Origin of the sequence: Bradyrhizobium sp. Arg816, from assembly GCF_029989365.1 — a bacterium.
Taxonomy (GTDB): Bacteria; Pseudomonadota; Alphaproteobacteria; order Rhizobiales; family Xanthobacteraceae; genus Bradyrhizobium.
In genome coordinates, this window is the sequence record NZ_JAPRAQ010000023.1 from 48454 (window position 1) to 65240 (window position 16787).

A 16787-nucleotide genomic window follows, 5' to 3' on the forward strand; every position below is an offset into this window, starting at 1 on the left:
ACCAACGCATCAACCGACGCCGTCGGGATCGATGCATTTTCGCAGGTTCAACGTGACTGACGCGTCCTTTTCCTCAAGAGAAATCAGATGATTGCGGTTCGCAAACTGCCGGCGCGCTATGCGCCGATCGTGATGCCATTCGTGCTGTCCATCCTCATGACGGCCGTGGTGTCGGTCATTTCGACGCTCCGGAGCCTCGGCGCGACGCCGGCGTTCCTCGCGACCTGGCCGGGCGCCTGGGCGCTGTCATGGCTCGTCGCCTTTCCAACGCTGCTGATGGTGCTGCCATTGGTCCGACGGATCGTGGCGTGCGTCGTCGCTTCCCCTCCTCAACCAGGCCGATAGGCGATGGGCGCCATAGCGATCAGCGGCATAATCCGCGTCACGCTGGTGCGGCTCGGCGAATTCGAAAGCGGCATGATCGCCGCCTTACTCGGCGCGATGCCGGCGACAGTGCTCGACGGCGTCGGCACCACCGATGTGGGGCGATCGTTGTCGTGAAAGCGGCCGCGACTACGGGCCCATATCGATCGCGACTATTGTCGCGCTGATTGCAGCTGGACCGGAGCCGGCCGTCGCACCGCGGCATGCGGTGACGACGTTGCCGGCGCCGGCTTGCGCGTCTGGGCCGCAGCCGGACGTGGCGCAGGCACGGGTGCTGCGCTCGTCTTCCGCCCCGCGTTCGACCGGTCGGTCGTTTTCCCGGCGATCTCGGGCATCTTGTTATCCGGCGTGTTGTTTTCAGACGCCTTGTCTCCAGGCACTTTGGCGACGAGCCGCGCCATTTGTTCCTGGCCTGCCTTCAACTCATCGGCAAGCCTGAGACTGTCGAGCGACATTTGGTCCTGGTTCGCTTTCAATTGCGCCTGGCTCGCCTTGAGCTGATCGATGCCTTGCTGCACGTTTGCGACATCACTCACCAGCTTCTGCAGCAATTCGGTCAACTCCGGCGGCAGCGTGCTGCCGGTTGGCGCGACTACCTCTGGTATGGTTTCGGCGGCGGATGCCGGTTGTGGCGATGCCTCGGCCAATTGAGCAGTCGGGCTCGTCTCAGCTTCGCGCGCCGGCTCTGCTTGCAACTGCGACGACGTCGCAGCGTGCAGCGGCGCCCAACCGGCGATCATCTGCCTGACCGTATCACCGTGGGATGATTGCGAGACCAAGGCGGCGATGCCAATCCCCGCAGCCAGCCCCAGACCGACGAAGCCGCGCAGCGCCGTCCCGCCACGCCGCGGGCGACTGCGCACGGCATCGCGCTCCAGCCGGGCAAGCTGCTCGCTGGCGCGCGCGATCTCTTCATCCACACTCTTGATTTTCTCGAAGGTATGCGTGAGCTCTTCGTCCATGCGCGCGGACGGCGCATAACGCGGCTCGATCGGTGTCGTCACGGAGTTCATTGGCGGTCCCCTTCCCAGCCCAATGTCGCCCGAAGGCGTCCGTCGCATTTGCTTGCCCTGATCATCGCTGACGCGCTTTGTCCAAAGCAAGACGCCTTCAAGGAGATTCGGAGGCCGGACGGCTCCGGGTGACATGCCCCCCTCCCCCAATACCTCTCTCGACCCCGAGGCCGCTGACCCCTACGACAGCGCCCCCAGCACGCCGCGCGTGGCCTTGTCGATCTCCTCGACATAGCGACGGCGAACGAAGGTCTCGGTGAGGAAGCCGACCACCTTGCGGCTGTCGGTGGAATCCACCACCGCCAGCATCTCGGCTTCCGCTTCGTCGAACACGGCCATCGCCGACTTCACGTTCATTTCCGGGATCAGCACGATCTCGGTCAGGCGGGCGAGCTCGATCACCTGGATGTCGTCGGCGATGGTGTCGAGGTCGCTCGAGAACAGGTCGGGCAGCAGAACGAGCCCGACATACTCGTCCGCATTGTTGACGATGACGATGCCGGGCCGCGAGCCCAGCGCGAATTCGCTGCGGACCGCGGCGATCGTTGTGGTCGATGGCACCTTGCCGACGTCGGAGCGCATCAGCCGCTCGACGGTGAGGTTGCGCAGCCAGCCGACGTCGTTGGCGCTACGGATGGTCTCGCCGCGCAGATGCAGGCGCCAGGTCGAGAAGGAATGGCCGAACATGAAGCGGACGCAGATCGAGGTGACGATGCAGCCGGCCAGCACCACGGCGGTGACGTCGACATTGCGGGTCATTTCCAGCACGAGGAACGACATAGTCAAGGGGCCGCCAACGATGGCGACGCCGAGCGTCGCCATACCCGTCAGCATCGCGACCAGCGGGTCGATCACGAATTCCGGGCTGATGAGCAAAAGAACCGCAGCGAAGAACTTTCCGATCAGGCTGCCGACGAACAACGAGGCAAAGAACAGACCGCCACGGAAACCCGAGGCGAGCGAGATCAGGCAGGCCGTCACCTTCAAGGCGATGATGATCGCGATCAGGCCGATCGTCATGTCGTGAAACAGATCCAGCACCATGGCGCCGTGGCCGGCCGCGAGCACCTGCGGCGTGACGATGGCAAAGCTGCCGACGATAAGGCCGCCGATCACCGGGCGCAGCCAGATCGGCAGCCAGATAAACAGGCGCTCGAACATCGAAGACGACCGCATCACCGCGATGCCGACGCCACTGGTGACGAGCGCAAGCCCTATCAGCGCCAGATATTGCTCGACGCCGACCGCGCTGACCTTCGGTATTTCGATAGAGTACGGCGCGCCGCCGAGCCATTGCGCGGTCAGCGCGCCGGCAAGCGAGGCCGCCAGGATCGGCGCGGCGCTGCCGACCGAATAGACGCCGACGATCAGCTCGCAGGCATAGAAGGCGCCGGTGATCGGCGCGCCAAACGCCGCTGCGATCGCAGCGGCGGCGCCGCAACCGACGATCAGGCGCAAATCGTTGCGGCGCAGATTGAAGAACTTGCCGAACAGTGAGGCGATGCCCGAGCCGATCTGGGTGTAGCCGGCCTCAAGGCCGACCGAAGCGCCGCAGCCGTTCGAGATCAGCGTCTGGCTCGACACCACCATGCTGTCGCGCATCGACAGATTGCCGCCGCGCAGCGCGTTCGCCTCGATCGGGTCGACCGCGTTGGAGATCTTCAGCCGCCGCCGCCACCATTCCATGATACCGAGCGCCAGTCCGCCGAGCGCGGGCGCGAGCAGGGCCGCCCAGGGGCTGACCCGGGCGTGGGCGGATAGGCGAACGTCGACGGGAATGCCGTAGATCACCATATGGGCAATCTGCGCGATCTCGGCCATCAGCGTCACGATGGCGCCGGTAAGCGTACCGATCACGAGCGCCAGCGGGATCAGGTAGAACTCGTTGCTGCGCAAGAGCGCGCGCAGGCGAACCATGACGCGGTTCGATCCCTTGCGATCGGTGATGTGTCTGATCCGCGCGAACACCTTTTTGCCCGCCCTACCCTTCCGACATGCCGTAACCGGCCATGCGCTGGCGGACCCGTTCGATCTCGGCACTCGACAGCAGCGGCGGTTTTCCGATCTGGAGGCAGCCGTGATACTGCCGCGCCAGCGTCTCGACCTCGACGGCGAGCCACATCGCCTTGTCCAGCGTCTTGCCGACCGCAATCATGCCGTGATGGTCGAGCAGGCAGGCGAGCCGGCCCTCCAACGCCCGTAGCGCATGCTCGGACAGTTCCGCCGTTCCGAAAGTGGCATAGGGTGCGCAACGGATACTGTCACCGCCGGCGGCTGCGATCATGTAGTGCACGGGCGGAATCTCCATGCCCATGATCGCCAGGATGGTGCAATAGGTGGGATGGGCGTGGACGACGGCGTTGACGTCGGGCCGCGATTTCAGGATGTCGCGGTGGAAGCGCCATTCACTGGACGGCTTCTGACCGGGGGCATGCGAGCCGTCCATCGCCATGAACACGATCTGGTCGGGCGTCATGGCGTCATAGGGCACGCTGGTCGGCGTGACCAGAAGCCCGTCCACATGCCGGACGCTGATATTGCCTGAGGTGCCCTGGTTGATGCCGAGCGCGTTCATGCGGCGGCACGCGTCGATGATGGCCTGTCTCTTTGCGAGCTCGTCCGCTGTCATCGATATCTCGGTTTCTTCTCGGCTTCTTGACGATGGACCTTTGTTAGACCGGGAGTACGTCAAAGCTATATGGCAGTGCAAGAGAAAGCGGCCGGGATTGGCTGCTGCCTTGCTGTCTGTACCGTTACATCAAGAAACCAATTGTAAAATCAGTATATTAGCAGATTGTCGCAGGTTTACGAAAAGCTCGCCCGGACGGCCGCGATCCCGTTGATCACGAACTGCACCGAATAGGCCGCGAGCAGCATGCCGAGCACGCGTGAGAGCACGGCATTTCCGGTGCGCCCGAGGGTGCGCGCGATCAGGCTCGCGGAGACGAAGCACAGCATGCAGAGCAGGCAGACGGAGACGACAACCGCGATGATGATCGCGAGCTTGGTCCCATAGCCGGCATTGCCCGTCAGCAGCAGCGTGGTCGCGATCGCGCCGGGACCGGCCATCATCGGGATGGCCAACGGAAACACCGCGACGTCGGAGGCATGCTCCGAGGTCGCCTTGTCGGCCTCGCGCGCCTCGCGATGCGGACGGTCGCCGAAGATCATCTGGTAGGAGACGCCGAACAGCAGCAGTCCGCCGGCGATCTGGAAGGCGGGGATGCCGATCCCGAGCTGGCGCAACAGCCAGTTTCCTGCCAACGAGATCACTACCAGGATCGAGGCCGCGATCAGCGGCGCGCGCAGCGCGATCGTGCGCTTGACCTTGTCGGGCATGCCTCCGGTCGCGGCCAGGAAGGCCGGCGCAAGGCCGACGGGATCAACCACCAGCAGCAGCGTCACGAAGGCGGACAGGGCGAAGTCGAGCATGGGTCAGGCGTCTCGGGCGAGCGTAGCTCAGGCGGCAAGCCATAGCGGCCCGCGGCAGCCTTCGCGAGGAACAATTGCTTTCGAAGAGTCTTTATCGCCCGAGGATTGAGGAAGGGCATGCCTTCCCATGTCGCCTCAAGAGGAGGATTTATGGCTAAACGAGCAAAGAAACGTGCGAACGCGAAAAAGACCGCGGCGCGCCGTCCGCGTCAGGCACCGAAGATGTTGAGCGACCTGTTCCTGGAGACGCTGAAGGACATCTATTTCGCCGAGAAAAAGATCATCAAGACGTTGCCGAAGATGGCCAAGGCCGCGCATTCCAAGGACCTTGCCGCCGCCTTCAACAAGCATCTGCGCGAGACGCAGGGCCAGGTCAAACGGCTCGACCAGATCTTCAAGATGCTGGGCAAGCCGGCCCGCGGCAAGCCCTGCGAAGCGATCAACGGCATCACCGACGAGGGCGCCGAGATCATGAAGGATTTCAAGAACGCCCCTGCCCTCGATGCCGGCCTGCTCGCAGCCGCTCAGGCCGTCGAGCACTACGAGATCTCCCGCTACGGCACGCTGCGCACCTGGGCCGAGGAGCTCGGCATGCCGGATGCGGCAAGGCTTCTCCAGGAGACGCTGGACGAGGAAGAGGCGACCGATCACACGCTGACCGAGCTCGCGACCTCGGTCATCAACCTCGAAGCGGAAGAGGAGTACCGCGCCGCAGCCTGATCGACGCGACGCGCCCAACTGTTGCCTTCGATGCCGCGGAATATCCCCGCGGCGTCGAAGCGTGCGACTACAAGGGCCTTTCCGGTTGGAGAGGCCAGGCATGCTCCAAACGCGCGATGCTGGAATTTTGGGGAACCGTCCCCATATGCTCGTTTTCCAACCGCAGCGCCTTCCCCGAGTTTTGCCATGCAACCCAAAAATCCCCTCGACTGGATGCTGTCCGAAGCCCTGGACTCGCTGACCCGCGCCGAACGGCTGCGCCAGCAGTTCGGCCGCCAGGAAGCCTGCTGGGAGCCGCCGATCGACGTGCTCGAGACCGAGCATGAGCTTTTGATCCTGGTCGCGCTTCCCGGCGTCAACCCTGATAATGTCGAGACGGTGATCCTCGACGGCGTGCTCGTCATCTCCGGCCAGCGCACGCTGCCGCCGGAGCTTCGCAACGCCCGCATCCACCGGCTCGAGCTGCCGCAGGGCCGCTTCGAGCGGCGCATCGCGCTTCCCGTCGGCCGCTACGCCATCAGCCGCTTCGTGATGGACGGCTGCGTCGCGCTGCGCCTCGCCAAATCCTGAGGTCGATCATGGCCACCGAGCAGATGAATACCGCACAGACCAATTCCCAAAACAATTCCGACGTGAAGATTCCCGAAGACGCGCTGATTGTCATCCCGGTGCGCGAGATGGTGCTGTTTCCCGGCGCCATCGCGCCGATCGCGATCGGCCGGGCGAAGTCCATCGCTGCCGCGCAGCAGGCGCTGCGCGAGCAGCGGCCGGTCGGCATCGTCCTGCAGCGCAGCCCCGAGATCGAGGAGCCCGGGCCGGATGATCTCTACCGGGTCGCGACCATCGCCAACATCGTGCGCTACATCACCGCGCCCGACGGCACGCATCACATCGTGTGCCAGGGCGTGCAGCGCGCCCGCATCCTCGACTTCCTGCCGGGGACGCCGTTCCTGGCCGCGCGTTTCCAGCAGATCCCCGAGCCGACCACGAGTTCGCCCGAGATCGAGGCGCGCGCGCTGAACCTGCAGCGCCAGGCCATCGAGGCGATCGAGCTGCTGCCGCAGGCGCCGCCCGAGCTGGTCGCGATGTTCCAGAGCACCACCGCGCCCGGCGCGCTGGCGGACCTGGCGACCTCGTTCATGGACATCAAGCCGCAGGACAAGCAGGAGGTGCTGGAGACCATCGACCTCGCCTTGCGCGTCGAGAAGGTGTCGAAGCACCTGGCCGAGCGGCTGGAGGTGCTGCGCATCTCCAACGAGATCGGCCAGAAGACCAAGGCCTCTTTCGACGAGCGGCAGCGCGAGGCGATCCTGCGCGAGCAAATGGCGACCATCCAGCGCCAGCTCGGCGAAGGCGACGGCAAGGCGGCCGAAGTCGCCGAGCTGACGGCTGCCATCGCCAAGGCCAACATGCCGCCGGAAGCGGAGGCGCACGCCAAGAAGGAGCTGCGCCGCTACGAGCGCATGCCCGAGGCCGCCGGTGAGTCCGGGATGGTCCGCACCTATCTCGACTGGCTGATCGAGCTGCCCTGGGCGCTGCCCGCGGAGAAGCCGATCGACATCAAGGAAGCACGCCGCATCCTCGACGCCGATCACTTTGGCCTGGAGAAGATCAAGGGACGGATCATCGAATATCTGGCGGTGCGCAAGCTCGCTCCGCAGGGCAAGGCGCCGATCCTGTGCTTCGTCGGCCCGCCCGGCGTCGGCAAGACCTCGCTCGGCCAATCCATCGCACGCGCGATGGATCGCCCCTTCGTGCGCGTCAGCCTCGGCGGCGTGCATGACGAGGCCGAGATCCGCGGTCACCGGCGCACCTATATCGGCGCGCTGCCCGGCAACATCATCCAGGGCATCAAGAAGGCGGGCACGCGGAACTGCGTCATGATGCTGGACGAGATCGACAAGATGGGCCGTGGGGTGCAGGGCGATCCCTCGGCCGCCATGCTGGAGGTGCTCGACCCCGAGCAGAACGGGACGTTCCGGGACAACTATCTGGCCGTGCCGTTCGACCTGTCGCGCGTGGTGTTCATCGCGACCGCCAACATGCTGGACCAGATTCCGGGTCCGCTGCTGGACCGCATGGAGCTGATCAGCCTCGCCGGCTACACCGAAGAGGAGAAGCTGGAGATCGCGAAGCGCTATCTGGTGCGGCGGCAGTTGGAGGCCAACGGCCTGACGGCCGAGCAGGCCGAGATCGAGCCGGAGGCGTTGAAGCTGGTGGTCAAGGGCTACACCCGCGAGGCCGGTGTGCGTAACCTCGAGCGCGAGATCGGCAAGCTGTTCCGCCATGCCGCGGTGCAGGTCGCGGAGGGCACGGCTGCCAAGGTCGTGGTGAGCCCGAAGGACATCGCCACCGTGCTCGGCCAGCCGCGCTTCGAGGGCGAGATCGCGCAGCGCACCAGCATTCCGGGCGTGGCCACCGGGCTCGCCTGGACGCCGGTCGGCGGTGACATCCTGTTCATCGAGGCTTCGCGCGTGCCCGGCCGGGGCGGCATGATCCTGACCGGCCAGCTCGGCGACGTCATGCGCGAGAGCGTGCAGGCTGCCATGACGCTGGTGAAGAGCAAGGCGACACAGCTCGGCATCGATCCGTCGGTGTTCGAGAAGAACGACATCCACGTTCACGTGCCGGCGGGCGCAACCCCGAAGGACGGACCGAGCGCGGGCGTTGCCATGTTCACGGCGTTGACGTCCCTGCTCACCAATCGCACGGTGCGCAGCGACACCGCGATGACCGGCGAGATCTCGCTGCGCGGTCTGGTGCTGCCGGTCGGCGGCATCAAGGAGAAGGTGGTGGCTGCGGCCGCCGCCGGATTGAAGCGGGTGATGCTGCCGGCGCGCAACAAGCGGGACTACGACGACATCCCGAAGAGCGCACGGGACAACCTCGAATTCATCTGGCTGGAGCGCGTCGACGAGGCCATCGCCGCAGCGCTCGAGCCGGCTGATGCCAAGGTCGAAGCAGCGGAGTGAAGGCGATGAAGAAGTTGCTGGAAAAAGCGAAGCGATCGCGGAAGACGCAGCGGCTGCGTCAGCTGCTCGACCGTGCGATCGACCGGGTTCGCGATGCGCTGGCGGCACCAGGGCCGCGGCTTCAGCCCGTTCCGGTCCGGGTGAAGCGCCGCAAGGGTTGAGCCCTCCGTCTCAAGCCCTCGCGGCAGCCCCGAACAAAAGGCCCCCTCCTAGCCGAGGGGGCCTTTGCGTTGTTAGCCCACCGCGTCCTTGGCGGCCTTGACCGGGCGGGCGCGGACGATCTTCCGGGCCGGCTTGGCCTTGAACATCATCTCTTCACCCGTGAACGGGTTGGTACCCTTGCGCGCCTTGGTCGCGGGCTTCTTGATGACCACGAACTTGGCGAAGCCCGGCACCAGGAACAGGCCGTTCTTCTTGAGCTCCTTGTGACCGACGTCGGTCAGCGTCTCCATGACGCTCTTGACGTCGCGCTTGGAAAGCTCGGTGGCGGTCGCAATCTTTTCGATCAGCTGCGATTTGGACATTTGGGTTGGCATCGTGTCTCCTCTGATTCGTTGCCGGTTGCATATTAGACCAACCGTTGAAGGCCCAGAGCCTTCTGCACAGTTTTGTCGCGATTTTACGGGCTTTTTTGGCCCTCTGTGGCAAAAAACCCTGCTTTTCAGCGGCTTCCAGAGCGGAAGGAGCCTCCGGCAGCGGTTTTTGCCTTGTTTCAAAGGCCCGCACGCCGCCTTGCTAAAGCTGATTCGCTGCTTTCGACAAGCGACGACCGGCCTCTTTGTGGGAGGCCGGTCGCGATTCACCCTGAAAAATAAGGCTAGATCGTCGTGTTGCGGCGCCTCAGCTGCTCTCTCACCCCGTTCCTACAGGGGCGCGACGAGCTTCGCTCGCGCTAGATACGCTCGATGATGACCGCGGGAGCCATGCCGCCGGCGGCGCACATGGTGACGAGACCGCGCTTCAGGTCGCGCCGTTCGAGCTCGTCAAGCACGGTGCCGATCAGGATCGAGCCGGTGGCGCCGATGGGATGGCCGAGTGCGATCGAGCCGCCATTGACGTTGACCTTGGCGCGGTCGAGCTTGAGGTCGCGGATGTACTTTTCCGCCACCACCGCAAAGGCCTCGTTGATCTCGAACAGGTCGATGTCGTCGATCGAGAGCCCCGCCTTCGCCAGTACCTTGCGCGTGGCCGGCACCGGCGCATTCAGCATCAGGGTCGGCGAGTCCCCCATGTTGGCCATCGCGACGACGCGAGCGCGCGGCTTCAGGCCGTGCGCGCTGGCATAGGCGGGCGATGCCAGCAGGATCGCGGCGGCGCCGTCGACGACGCCGGACGAGTTGCCGGCGTGATGCATGAAGTCGATGTTCAGGTCCGGATATTTCTGCAGGATGAGGCCGCGATAGGTCGTGCCCTTGTCGTCGAGCGCATAGTCGGCGATCGCGGGGAATGCGGGCTTCAATGCGCTCAGCCCCTCCATCGTGGTCTGCGGCCGCGGATACTCTTCATGGTCGAGCGCGAGGCTGCCGTCATCGCGATGCACGGGCACGAGGCTCTTCTCGAAGTGGCCGCCGGCAATCGCCTGCGCTGCGCGCTTCTGGCTTTCGAGACCGAGCGCGTCGACGTCGCTTCGCGTGATGCCTTCCAGCGTCGCGATCGCGTCGGCGCAGACGCCCTGATGCGACTGCGGATGCCGCGCACGCAGGCGCAGATTGCCGGAGTCCATCATCATCGGACCGCCGCCGCGGCGTCCTTCCATCGACATCATCTCGCAGCCGCCGGCGACGACGAGGTCTTCGGTGCCCGACATGATCGAGGCGGCCGCCATGTTGACGCTGGTGATGCCGGAGCCGCAAAAGCGATCCAGCGTCACCGCGCTGGCGCGCACGTCGTAGCCGGCATCGAGCGCCGACATGCGGCCGAGGTCGCCGCCTTGGGTCGCGACCTGCGCGCTGCAGCCCCAGACGATGTCGTCGACATCGGCGGTGTCGATGCCGGTGCGGTCGGCGAGCGCGCGCAGCACGGTCGCGCCGAGCTGCTGCGGATGAATGCCCGAGAGTGCTCCCTTGCCGGCCTTGCCGACGCCCCGCGGGGTCCGGCAGGCATCGATGATCAGCGCGTCAGCCATTGGCGTTGTCCTCTTGTTTATGGGTGTTGATGTCGTTTCTGAATCAGGGGAAGAGTGGAGTCAACGTGCGGTGCCGCGCGGCCTCCTTGCAAAAAACTGAAAAACAACCCCATGCACAGTAGAAGCGCGGGTTCCGCATGAGGCGCGGTGATACCGGTGAAGCGATTGGCTTGTCAGGCTAAACGGCCGTGGCCGCGCGATCTTGCGTCACCTCGCCCCGCCTGCGGGAAGAGGTCGGATTTTACGCGCGGCGGAAAATCCGGGAGAGGGAGAGAAAGCTACGCCCCCGCCGCGTTCTTCGCGATCACGTTGCGGTAGAAGGTCGCGCTGAGCTTCGGCGTGCGCACCTGGGTGTCGAAATTGACGTGATAGAGCCCGAAACGCTTGTTGAGCCCGAACACCCATTCAAAATTGTCCAGCAGGCTCCAGAGGAAGTAGCCGCGCACCGGCACGCCTTCGGCGGTGGCGCGCTGGAGCTGGGCGAGATAGTTTCGCAGGTACATGATGCGATCGGTGTCGTAGATCTTGCCGTCGGGCGTCACCACGTCATCGCCGGAGGTGCCGTTCTCGCTGATGTAGATCGCATCCGTCTTCCAGATCTTTGCGGCCAGCTTCGGCACCCAGTAGATCGTCTCCGGCGCGACGCGGAGCCAGTTCGAGTTCATGTGTGGGAACGATTTCGGGATCGGCAGCGGCATGAAGCCCGCGCCCTGGTCGGAGGGCACCACATAGTTCTGCGGCGCATAGATATTGAGACCGAGGAAGTCGACCGGCGAGGAGATGACCTTCAGCTCGGCGTCGGTGTATTTCGGCGCATCGGCGCCCGCGTATTTCAGGAAGGCGTCGGTATACCGGCCGGTCATGATGACGTTGAGATAGCCGGCATTCATCTCGCGCAGCGCGATCTCGGCTGCACGGACATGCTCGGGCGTGTCGATGGCGGGAACGCAGACGTCGATATTCTCGGCCGGCCCGACCCTGGTGCCGCGGCGGCCGTGCGCCCGCACCGCCTGCACCGCGAGCCCGTGCGCGAGCGCGCTGTTATGCCTGACCTGGTTGACTTCCGCTTGCGGCAGCGTCACGCCGGGCGCGTCGATGCCGAGGCCATAGCCGAACTGGACGAAACGTCCGCTCTCGTTCAGCGTGAACACGTTCTTGACGCGATCGGTCAGGCGCTCGGCGACATAGCCCGCATAGTCGCCAAAGATCTTGCAGGTCTCGGTCGAGCGCCAGCCGCCGAAGCGATCCTGGAGCGATTGCGGCAGGTCCCAGTGATAGAGCGTCAGCCACGGCTCGATGCCGTTCCTGAGGAGCTCGTCGACGAGACGATTGTAGAAGTCGAGCCCCTTCGGGTTCGGCTTGCCGTCGCCGTCCGGAAACACCCGCGGCCATGCCACCGAGAAGCGGTAGGCCTTGCAGCCGAGCTCCTTGATGAGCGCGATGTCCTCCTTGTAGCGGTGATAATGCTCGACGGCGCGATCGCCGGTGGTGCCGTCCTCGATCTTGCCGGGGATGCGCACGAACTTGTCCCAGATCGAAGCCCCCCGCCCGTCGACGTCGACCGCACCCTCGACCTGATAGGACGAGGTCGCCGTGCCCCAGACAAAGCCCGCCGGAAAGCCGTCCACGCCCCGCGGCGCCGGCGCCGGCTTTATCTCGGCGGCCTCCAGCGGATTTGCGATACCGGCTGCGGACAATCCCGCCAGCTTGGCAAACTGGCGACGCGAGACCTTGTCCGACATTGATACTGCCCCTTGAGACGATTGTTGCGGCGGCACAATGGCGTGTCGGAAGCTGCTTGAAAAGCGGGAGTTCCGGGACTTGCGGATGCAAAAATGCAGAAGAACGCCCGGATTTGCCCCTGCCCTTCGTTTTGCCTTTCAGGCCCTGAGCCGCATCGAAGCACGCCAGCAGCGAATTGATCACAGCTCGCGCGCCCAGACCATCCACCACGAAGTCGCGGTCCTTGCCGTTGGGCGGTATGATCTTCAGCTTCGCGCTGCGAACGCTGGAGCGATCGTCCGAAAACATCGAATTTCTGGACGATAGAATGATCCAGCGCCGGCCTGACAAGCTGGCGACGCGAAGTCTTGTCCGACATGATGCTGCATTGAACTGAGCACGCCGAGCGACCCGGCTCCCTCGATCAGCGCGAGCGCTTGGGCAACTTCGGAAGCTTGTCAGGATTGAACGCTGATACCTGCCCGGTTTGCTCAAGTGCCGGCGACGGCTGTTCCGCCAGAATGAGCGTTCCCCGAAGGACGACGCCTGGCGCCTGTCCTGCCGTCGCGGTGTAAGTCGCGATCTTGCCGGGGCACGTCCCCTCGATCTCCAGCGTGAGCTCATCATCGACACCGAAGACCGTTGCACGTCCATCGGTATGACGCTTCGTCGACACGGTAGCGGTGAAGCGATCGCCGTCGACCTTACAGGAGCCGTGATAGGTCATCAGGCTATCGCGGCCCCAAATCTGGCCATCTGCGACATGGACGATCCCGGTGCCCTGGTCCAGTGGCGTCTTGTACCACGCCGCGTAGGTGCCGTCCTTCAGCATGGGAGCAGTCTCCCTTGACATTCCCTCGCGAATAATCCGCATGATCAGCGCTAAGAAACGGTTAATCGCGCGGCCCGTGCGAATCCGGTCTGTCTCTTCGCAACTCGGCTTCCAGTTCCTCGATGATGCTGTGAAGCAGGCACGCGGCAAGCGGATCGGTGACTTCGCGCTCCAGAAGCCTGTAACGCGCGATCTGGAATTCCTGCTCTCGCAACTGGTGCTCTGTCATCGGACGGGCCCTCCGGCAAACCTACCCGCAAACAGCCAAGTCGTTTCGTTACAATTTTCAGATCATTTGCTATGGTTTCTGATCGGTAAAGGAACGCGGCGCCAAGCAGGTCGCGGGGTTTGCAATGTCGATCGTTCAAAGCTATCGCGCCTTCGCCTACAACAATGCTTGGGCGAACCACCGGTTGCTCCGCGCGTGCGCCGAGCTGAGCCAAGGCGAATTTGAGGTCGAGCGGACGGGCTTCTTCCTGAGCTTGCAGCGGACGTTGAACCATATTTATGTCGTTGACCTCTTTTACGTCGATGCACTCGAGGGCGGATGGCTTGGGCCGAAGGCCTGGGAGGATCCGATCCCATTTCCATCTCTTGCAGGGCTCTCGGAAGCTCAAGCATCGATGGACCGCCGCTTCATCGGCGTCTGCGCTGCTCTGACACCCGCCTCGTTGAACGAAGACGTGCGGATCAATCGAGATCCCAGTGTCCAGATAGAGCGACGTGACCGGCTGCTGATGCATCTCATTCAGCATCAAATTCACCACCGTGGGCAGGCGCACACGATGTTATCGGGAACGCGCATCAAGCCGCCGCAGCTCGACGAGTTCTTTTCAGCTGCCGAAGCGCCGTTGAGGGCATCCGAGTTTGCCGATCTGGGCTGGACGGAGGAAACGGTTTGGGGGCCGCCCAGCTCCTAGGTCGCCTATGGCTTATCAGCCCTCCCCCCGGGGAGAGGGCAAAACCTGCGCCGGTGCCCGACGCTGGTGGCTCAACGGAGCTACACTCAGAACGTCATCCGCATGCCTGCATAGAACGCGCGCGGCCTTGCCGGGCTCAGCGATCGCGGGTCGGTGAATTGCGCACCGCCATTGGTGAAGTTGGGCAAGGCCTCCCTATCGAAGAAGGTGCCAAGGGTCGAGTAGCGGTTGTCGAAGATGTTGTTGACGCGACCGTAAATCTGCAGGTTCTTGGTGATCTGGTAGGAGGTGTGGAGATTGAACACCGCGTAGGATGGCAACTGCGGAAACTGGTTGGACTCGTCGCCGACGAAATACTGGCTCGAGACAAAGAGCGCGTCACCCCCGACCTTCCAAACATCGGTCACTGCATATTCGACGCTGGCCTTGAGGAGATGGCGCGGCAGGCGCGGAATCTGGTTACCCGGCAAGACCTGGATATGGCGGTCGGCGTCGGCGAACGGGCTCTCTGATCCAAGCGTCAGCGCGTCGAGGAAGCGCGCGTCCAGGAACGCATAGCTCGCCTGGAACTGAAGCACATTCGACTTCAGGCTCACCTCAGCTTCGACACCTTGCCTGCGTGTTCGGCCGACGTTCTGGAAAAAACCGAAGCCGGTCAATCCAGGAATCGGAGTCGCGAGGATGTCGTCGTAGTTGGTGGCACGGTAGGCACCGATCTTCCAGCCGAGCGAACCGATGTTCAATTCCTTGGTACCGCGGAAGCCCGCTTCGAAGGTCTTGGATACGACTTGCTGCAGTGGGGGGTCAGCGATCAGGAACTGTCCGATGATGCATGGCCTCGCCGGATCGGCGCAGCCGAGTTCGAGCGGCGTCGGCACCCGGTTGGCTTCGGAATAGCCCGCATAGGCTGTCACTTCAGAGGTGATCTTGTAGGTGCCACCGATGATCGGATTGAATCGATCATAGGTATGATCGCCATTGAGTGCGGTGCCGAGCTGGTCCATCAGCGTGACACGGGCCGCATTGAACCGGCCGCCTGCCGTCACCGCAAAGCGATCGTCCACGTTGAACGTGTCGAGCGCATAGAGCCCCTGATATTGGTTGACGGTGCGAAGCGACACGGGACCAACCGATGTCGGGTCGCCGGAGGGACCCAGGAATATGCCGCTGCCCGTGACGACATAGTTCGTGCCTATGGTACCCAGCTCGGCGCTACCGGTGAAGCGAGTGCTGCTGACGTCATAGCTTGCGCCGATCACGAGGCGGTTCTCATGACCGAACAGCTGATCGCTGTTGGTCGCCTGCCCGGATATTCCAAAGGTGGTCGATTTCGTGCTGGTGCGATCGATCTCGCTGAGGATGGCATCCGGCGCAAAGGTATTGGCGAGCTGAGCGCCATTCAGGCCGTTGGCCGGCGCTTGGAGACCAGTCAAAGGGTTGACCTCGCCAAAACAAAGGAGCGTCGCATCAGCGTCGCAGGGCTGCGTATTGGTCGGGTTTCCGTCCACGGTGCTCTGTTTGAAGCTCCGCACATGCGCTGTGCCCTCAAAGGTCCAGGTCGGCGTCGCCTCCACCTTGCCGGTCAGATTGAGATAGCCGACCTTGTTGGAGATGGTTTGCGGCGTTGTGTAGGTCGCCCCCCAATATTGCTGGAGCAATTCGGCCGGAACGGTGCTGGGGCCTGCCAGGGAATTGTTGGCGACGCCGCCATTGAGGTGGAACTCGTTGCCTTCGAAGCGATACCCGACATCGCCATAGAAGCGCCGGACATCCGATTGCGAGAAATTGCGGAAACCATTGTCGTGAACGCCTTCGAGCGCTCCGTAGACTGCCCAGTTATTGTCGACCTTCTTGCCCCATTGTGCAGAGCCCTGGATGCGGCCGAACGAACCGCCCATGATGTCGATTTCGGCACCTTGATAGTTGAAGCCGTTCTTCATCTGCAGATCGATGGCGCCGCCGAGCGCGTTAAGGCCGTATGCCGGATTGTTAGTTACGACCACTGCCGATCGGATCGCAGCCGTCGGGATCAGATCCCAATTAACAGTGTCGGAAAACGCCTCGTTGATGCGTACGCCGTTCTGGTAGACGGCGAGGCCCTGCGGCGTGCCGGCCAGAGGTGAAGCGACGAAGCCGCGAAACTGCACATCGGGCTGGAATGGATTGCCGGTCACTTCATTGATGCTGAGACCAGGCACGTACTGCTGCAGGGCAATGGCGATATCTGGCGAGCCGGTACGCCTGATCTGGCTGGCATCAACCGCATTGATCGCGGACGGGACCTTGTCGACATCGAGACCTCGGCCGGTGCCCGGCGAGGTCGGGTAGACGTAAAGGCGCGTCTTGGGGCTGGCAGACGCCGGCGCTCCTATGCGCGCGACCGGCCGCGTTGGCGCACTACGCCTCACGGCCGTCGGCGGAGGTGCCGTCACCTCGACCGGCGGCAGGTTCTGGACGTTAATTTCCTCGTCCTGCGCGGCTGCGGCGGGGCCTGCAAGGACCAAGCCCGACACCAGCCCCGTCGACACCGAGGCCATCAACAAACGACGCTTGAACCAAAGAGGCTTGCCCATCCCTGCCTTCCCATCCGTGACCACCGGCTGTTTTGATTTTCGCCGTTTGGTTGAGATGAGTGTATTCGGCGGCAGTGAGTCCGCCAGCCACAAA

General features: G+C 63.7%; 17 protein-coding genes. 7 read left to right on the forward strand and 10 right to left on the reverse strand.

Going from position 1 to position 16787, the window contains the following annotated elements:
- The first annotated feature begins 87 nt into the window (after nt 1-87).
- A complete protein-coding gene (locus tag OWC48_RS36190) occupies nt 88-345 on the forward strand; it encodes a DUF2798 domain-containing protein (RefSeq protein WP_282524276.1) in 258 nt (85 codons plus the stop codon).
- A 3-nt stretch (nt 346-348) separates the two neighbouring features.
- Nucleotides 349-501, forward strand: a complete 153-nt coding sequence (locus tag OWC48_RS36195) for a hypothetical protein (RefSeq protein WP_282524277.1) — start codon at nt 349-351, stop codon at nt 499-501.
- 35 nt (nt 502-536) lie between these two features.
- Here OWC48_RS36195 and OWC48_RS36200 read toward each other — a convergent pair whose 3' ends face one another.
- The 4 genes from OWC48_RS36200 to OWC48_RS36215 form a co-directional block, all read right to left on the reverse strand.
- The gene (locus OWC48_RS36200) at nt 537-1397 is read right to left on the reverse strand and encodes a hypothetical protein (RefSeq protein WP_282524278.1); all 861 of its coding nucleotides are present in this window, start codon (nt 1395-1397) and stop codon (nt 537-539) included.
- A gap of 180 nt (nt 1398-1577) precedes the next feature.
- On the reverse strand, nt 1578-3365 hold the full coding sequence (locus tag OWC48_RS36205; RefSeq protein ID WP_282524279.1) for a chloride channel protein: 1788 nt from the start codon (nt 3363-3365) through the stop codon (nt 1578-1580).
- A gap of 13 nt (nt 3366-3378) precedes the next feature.
- Nucleotides 3379-4026: an L-fuculose-phosphate aldolase gene (locus OWC48_RS36210; protein ID WP_282524280.1), complete on the reverse strand. Its 648-nt coding sequence runs from the start codon at nt 4024-4026 to the stop codon at nt 3379-3381.
- 176 nt (nt 4027-4202) lie between these two features.
- The gene (locus tag OWC48_RS36215) at nt 4203-4829 is read right to left on the reverse strand and encodes a MarC family protein (protein ID WP_282524281.1); all 627 of its coding nucleotides are present in this window, start codon (nt 4827-4829) and stop codon (nt 4203-4205) included.
- Nucleotides 4830-4979: 150 nt separating this feature from the next.
- Between OWC48_RS36215 and OWC48_RS36220 the strand changes: the two genes are divergently transcribed.
- The 4 genes from OWC48_RS36220 (at nt 4980) to OWC48_RS36235 (ending at nt 8682) form a co-directional block, all read left to right on the forward strand.
- The gene (locus tag OWC48_RS36220) at nt 4980-5549 is read left to right on the forward strand and encodes a ferritin-like domain-containing protein (RefSeq protein ID WP_282524282.1); all 570 of its coding nucleotides are present in this window, start codon (nt 4980-4982) and stop codon (nt 5547-5549) included.
- Nucleotides 5550-5735: 186 nt separating this feature from the next.
- Nucleotides 5736-6119: an Hsp20/alpha crystallin family protein gene (locus OWC48_RS36225; RefSeq protein WP_014493661.1), complete on the forward strand. Its 384-nt coding sequence runs from the start codon at nt 5736-5738 to the stop codon at nt 6117-6119.
- An 8-nt stretch (nt 6120-6127) separates the two neighbouring features.
- Nucleotides 6128-8521, forward strand: a complete 2394-nt coding sequence (lon, locus tag OWC48_RS36230; RefSeq protein WP_282524283.1) for an endopeptidase La — start codon at nt 6128-6130, stop codon at nt 8519-8521.
- On the forward strand, nt 8518-8682 hold the full coding sequence (locus OWC48_RS36235; RefSeq protein WP_282524347.1) for a hypothetical protein: 165 nt from the start codon (nt 8518-8520) through the stop codon (nt 8680-8682). The genes lon and OWC48_RS36235 overlap by 4 nt, the downstream gene beginning before the upstream one ends.
- Nucleotides 8683-8754: 72 nt before the next feature.
- Here OWC48_RS36235 and OWC48_RS36240 read toward each other — a convergent pair whose 3' ends face one another.
- The 5 genes from OWC48_RS36240 to OWC48_RS36260 all read right to left on the reverse strand — a co-directional run bounded on the left by OWC48_RS36240 (nt 8755) and on the right by OWC48_RS36260 (nt 13429).
- Entirely contained in the window at nt 8755-9057 is a 303-nt protein-coding gene (locus OWC48_RS36240; protein ID WP_014493658.1) for an HU family DNA-binding protein, read from the reverse strand.
- A gap of 356 nt (nt 9058-9413) precedes the next feature.
- Nucleotides 9414-10646: an acetyl-CoA C-acetyltransferase gene (locus tag OWC48_RS36245; RefSeq protein WP_282524284.1), complete on the reverse strand. Its 1233-nt coding sequence runs from the start codon at nt 10644-10646 to the stop codon at nt 9414-9416.
- Nucleotides 10647-10924: 278 nt separating this feature from the next.
- Complete coding sequence (locus tag OWC48_RS36250; protein WP_282524285.1) at nt 10925-12388, reverse strand: GH1 family beta-glucosidase; 1464 nt, start codon at nt 12386-12388, stop codon at nt 10925-10927.
- Between the two features lie 404 nt (nt 12389-12792).
- The gene (locus tag OWC48_RS36255) at nt 12793-13200 is read right to left on the reverse strand and encodes a hypothetical protein (RefSeq protein WP_282524286.1); all 408 of its coding nucleotides are present in this window, start codon (nt 13198-13200) and stop codon (nt 12793-12795) included.
- A gap of 61 nt (nt 13201-13261) precedes the next feature.
- Nucleotides 13262-13429, reverse strand: a complete 168-nt coding sequence (locus OWC48_RS36260) for a hypothetical protein (RefSeq protein ID WP_282524287.1) — start codon at nt 13427-13429, stop codon at nt 13262-13264.
- Nucleotides 13430-13553: 124 nt separating this feature from the next.
- On the opposite strand from OWC48_RS36260, the gene OWC48_RS36265 reads away from it, so the two are divergent.
- A complete protein-coding gene (locus OWC48_RS36265) occupies nt 13554-14120 on the forward strand; it encodes a DinB family protein (RefSeq protein WP_282524288.1) in 567 nt (188 codons plus the stop codon).
- A gap of 86 nt (nt 14121-14206) precedes the next feature.
- Here OWC48_RS36265 and OWC48_RS36270 read toward each other — a convergent pair whose 3' ends face one another.
- Nucleotides 14207-16693, reverse strand: a complete 2487-nt coding sequence (locus OWC48_RS36270; RefSeq protein WP_282524289.1) for a TonB-dependent receptor — start codon at nt 16691-16693, stop codon at nt 14207-14209.
- Nucleotides 16694-16787: the final 94 nt, after the last annotated feature.

Bases quoted from the DNA above. Each gene is read 5' to 3' on its own strand.
- OWC48_RS36190 (WP_282524276.1), top strand. From the start codon at position 88: ATGATTGCGGTTCGCAAACTGCCGGCGCGCTATGCGCCGATCGTGATG.
- OWC48_RS36195 (WP_282524277.1), top strand. From the start codon at position 349: ATGGGCGCCATAGCGATCAGCGGCATAATCCGCGTCACGCTGGTGCGG.
- OWC48_RS36200 (WP_282524278.1), bottom strand. From the start codon at position 1,397: ATGAACTCCGTGACGACACCGATCGAGCCGCGTTATGCGCCGTCCGCG.
- OWC48_RS36210 (WP_282524280.1), bottom strand. From the start codon at position 4,026: ATGACAGCGGACGAGCTCGCAAAGAGACAGGCCATCATCGACGCGTGC.
- OWC48_RS36215 (WP_282524281.1), bottom strand. From the start codon at position 4,829: ATGCTCGACTTCGCCCTGTCCGCCTTCGTGACGCTGCTGCTGGTGGTT.
- OWC48_RS36220 (WP_282524282.1), top strand. From the start codon at position 4,980: ATGGCTAAACGAGCAAAGAAACGTGCGAACGCGAAAAAGACCGCGGCG.
- OWC48_RS36225 (WP_014493661.1), top strand. From the start codon at position 5,736: ATGCAACCCAAAAATCCCCTCGACTGGATGCTGTCCGAAGCCCTGGAC.
- lon (WP_282524283.1), top strand. From the start codon at position 6,128: ATGGCCACCGAGCAGATGAATACCGCACAGACCAATTCCCAAAACAAT.
- OWC48_RS36240 (WP_014493658.1), bottom strand. From the start codon at position 9,057: ATGCCAACCCAAATGTCCAAATCGCAGCTGATCGAAAAGATTGCGACC.
- OWC48_RS36245 (WP_282524284.1), bottom strand. From the start codon at position 10,646: ATGGCTGACGCGCTGATCATCGATGCCTGCCGGACCCCGCGGGGCGTC.
- OWC48_RS36250 (WP_282524285.1), bottom strand. From the start codon at position 12,388: ATGTCGGACAAGGTCTCGCGTCGCCAGTTTGCCAAGCTGGCGGGATTG.
- OWC48_RS36255 (WP_282524286.1), bottom strand. From the start codon at position 13,200: ATGCTGAAGGACGGCACCTACGCGGCGTGGTACAAGACGCCACTGGAC.
- OWC48_RS36260 (WP_282524287.1), bottom strand. From the start codon at position 13,429: ATGACAGAGCACCAGTTGCGAGAGCAGGAATTCCAGATCGCGCGTTAC.
- OWC48_RS36265 (WP_282524288.1), top strand. From the start codon at position 13,554: ATGTCGATCGTTCAAAGCTATCGCGCCTTCGCCTACAACAATGCTTGG.
- OWC48_RS36270 (WP_282524289.1), bottom strand. From the start codon at position 16,693: ATGGGCAAGCCTCTTTGGTTCAAGCGTCGTTTGTTGATGGCCTCGGTG.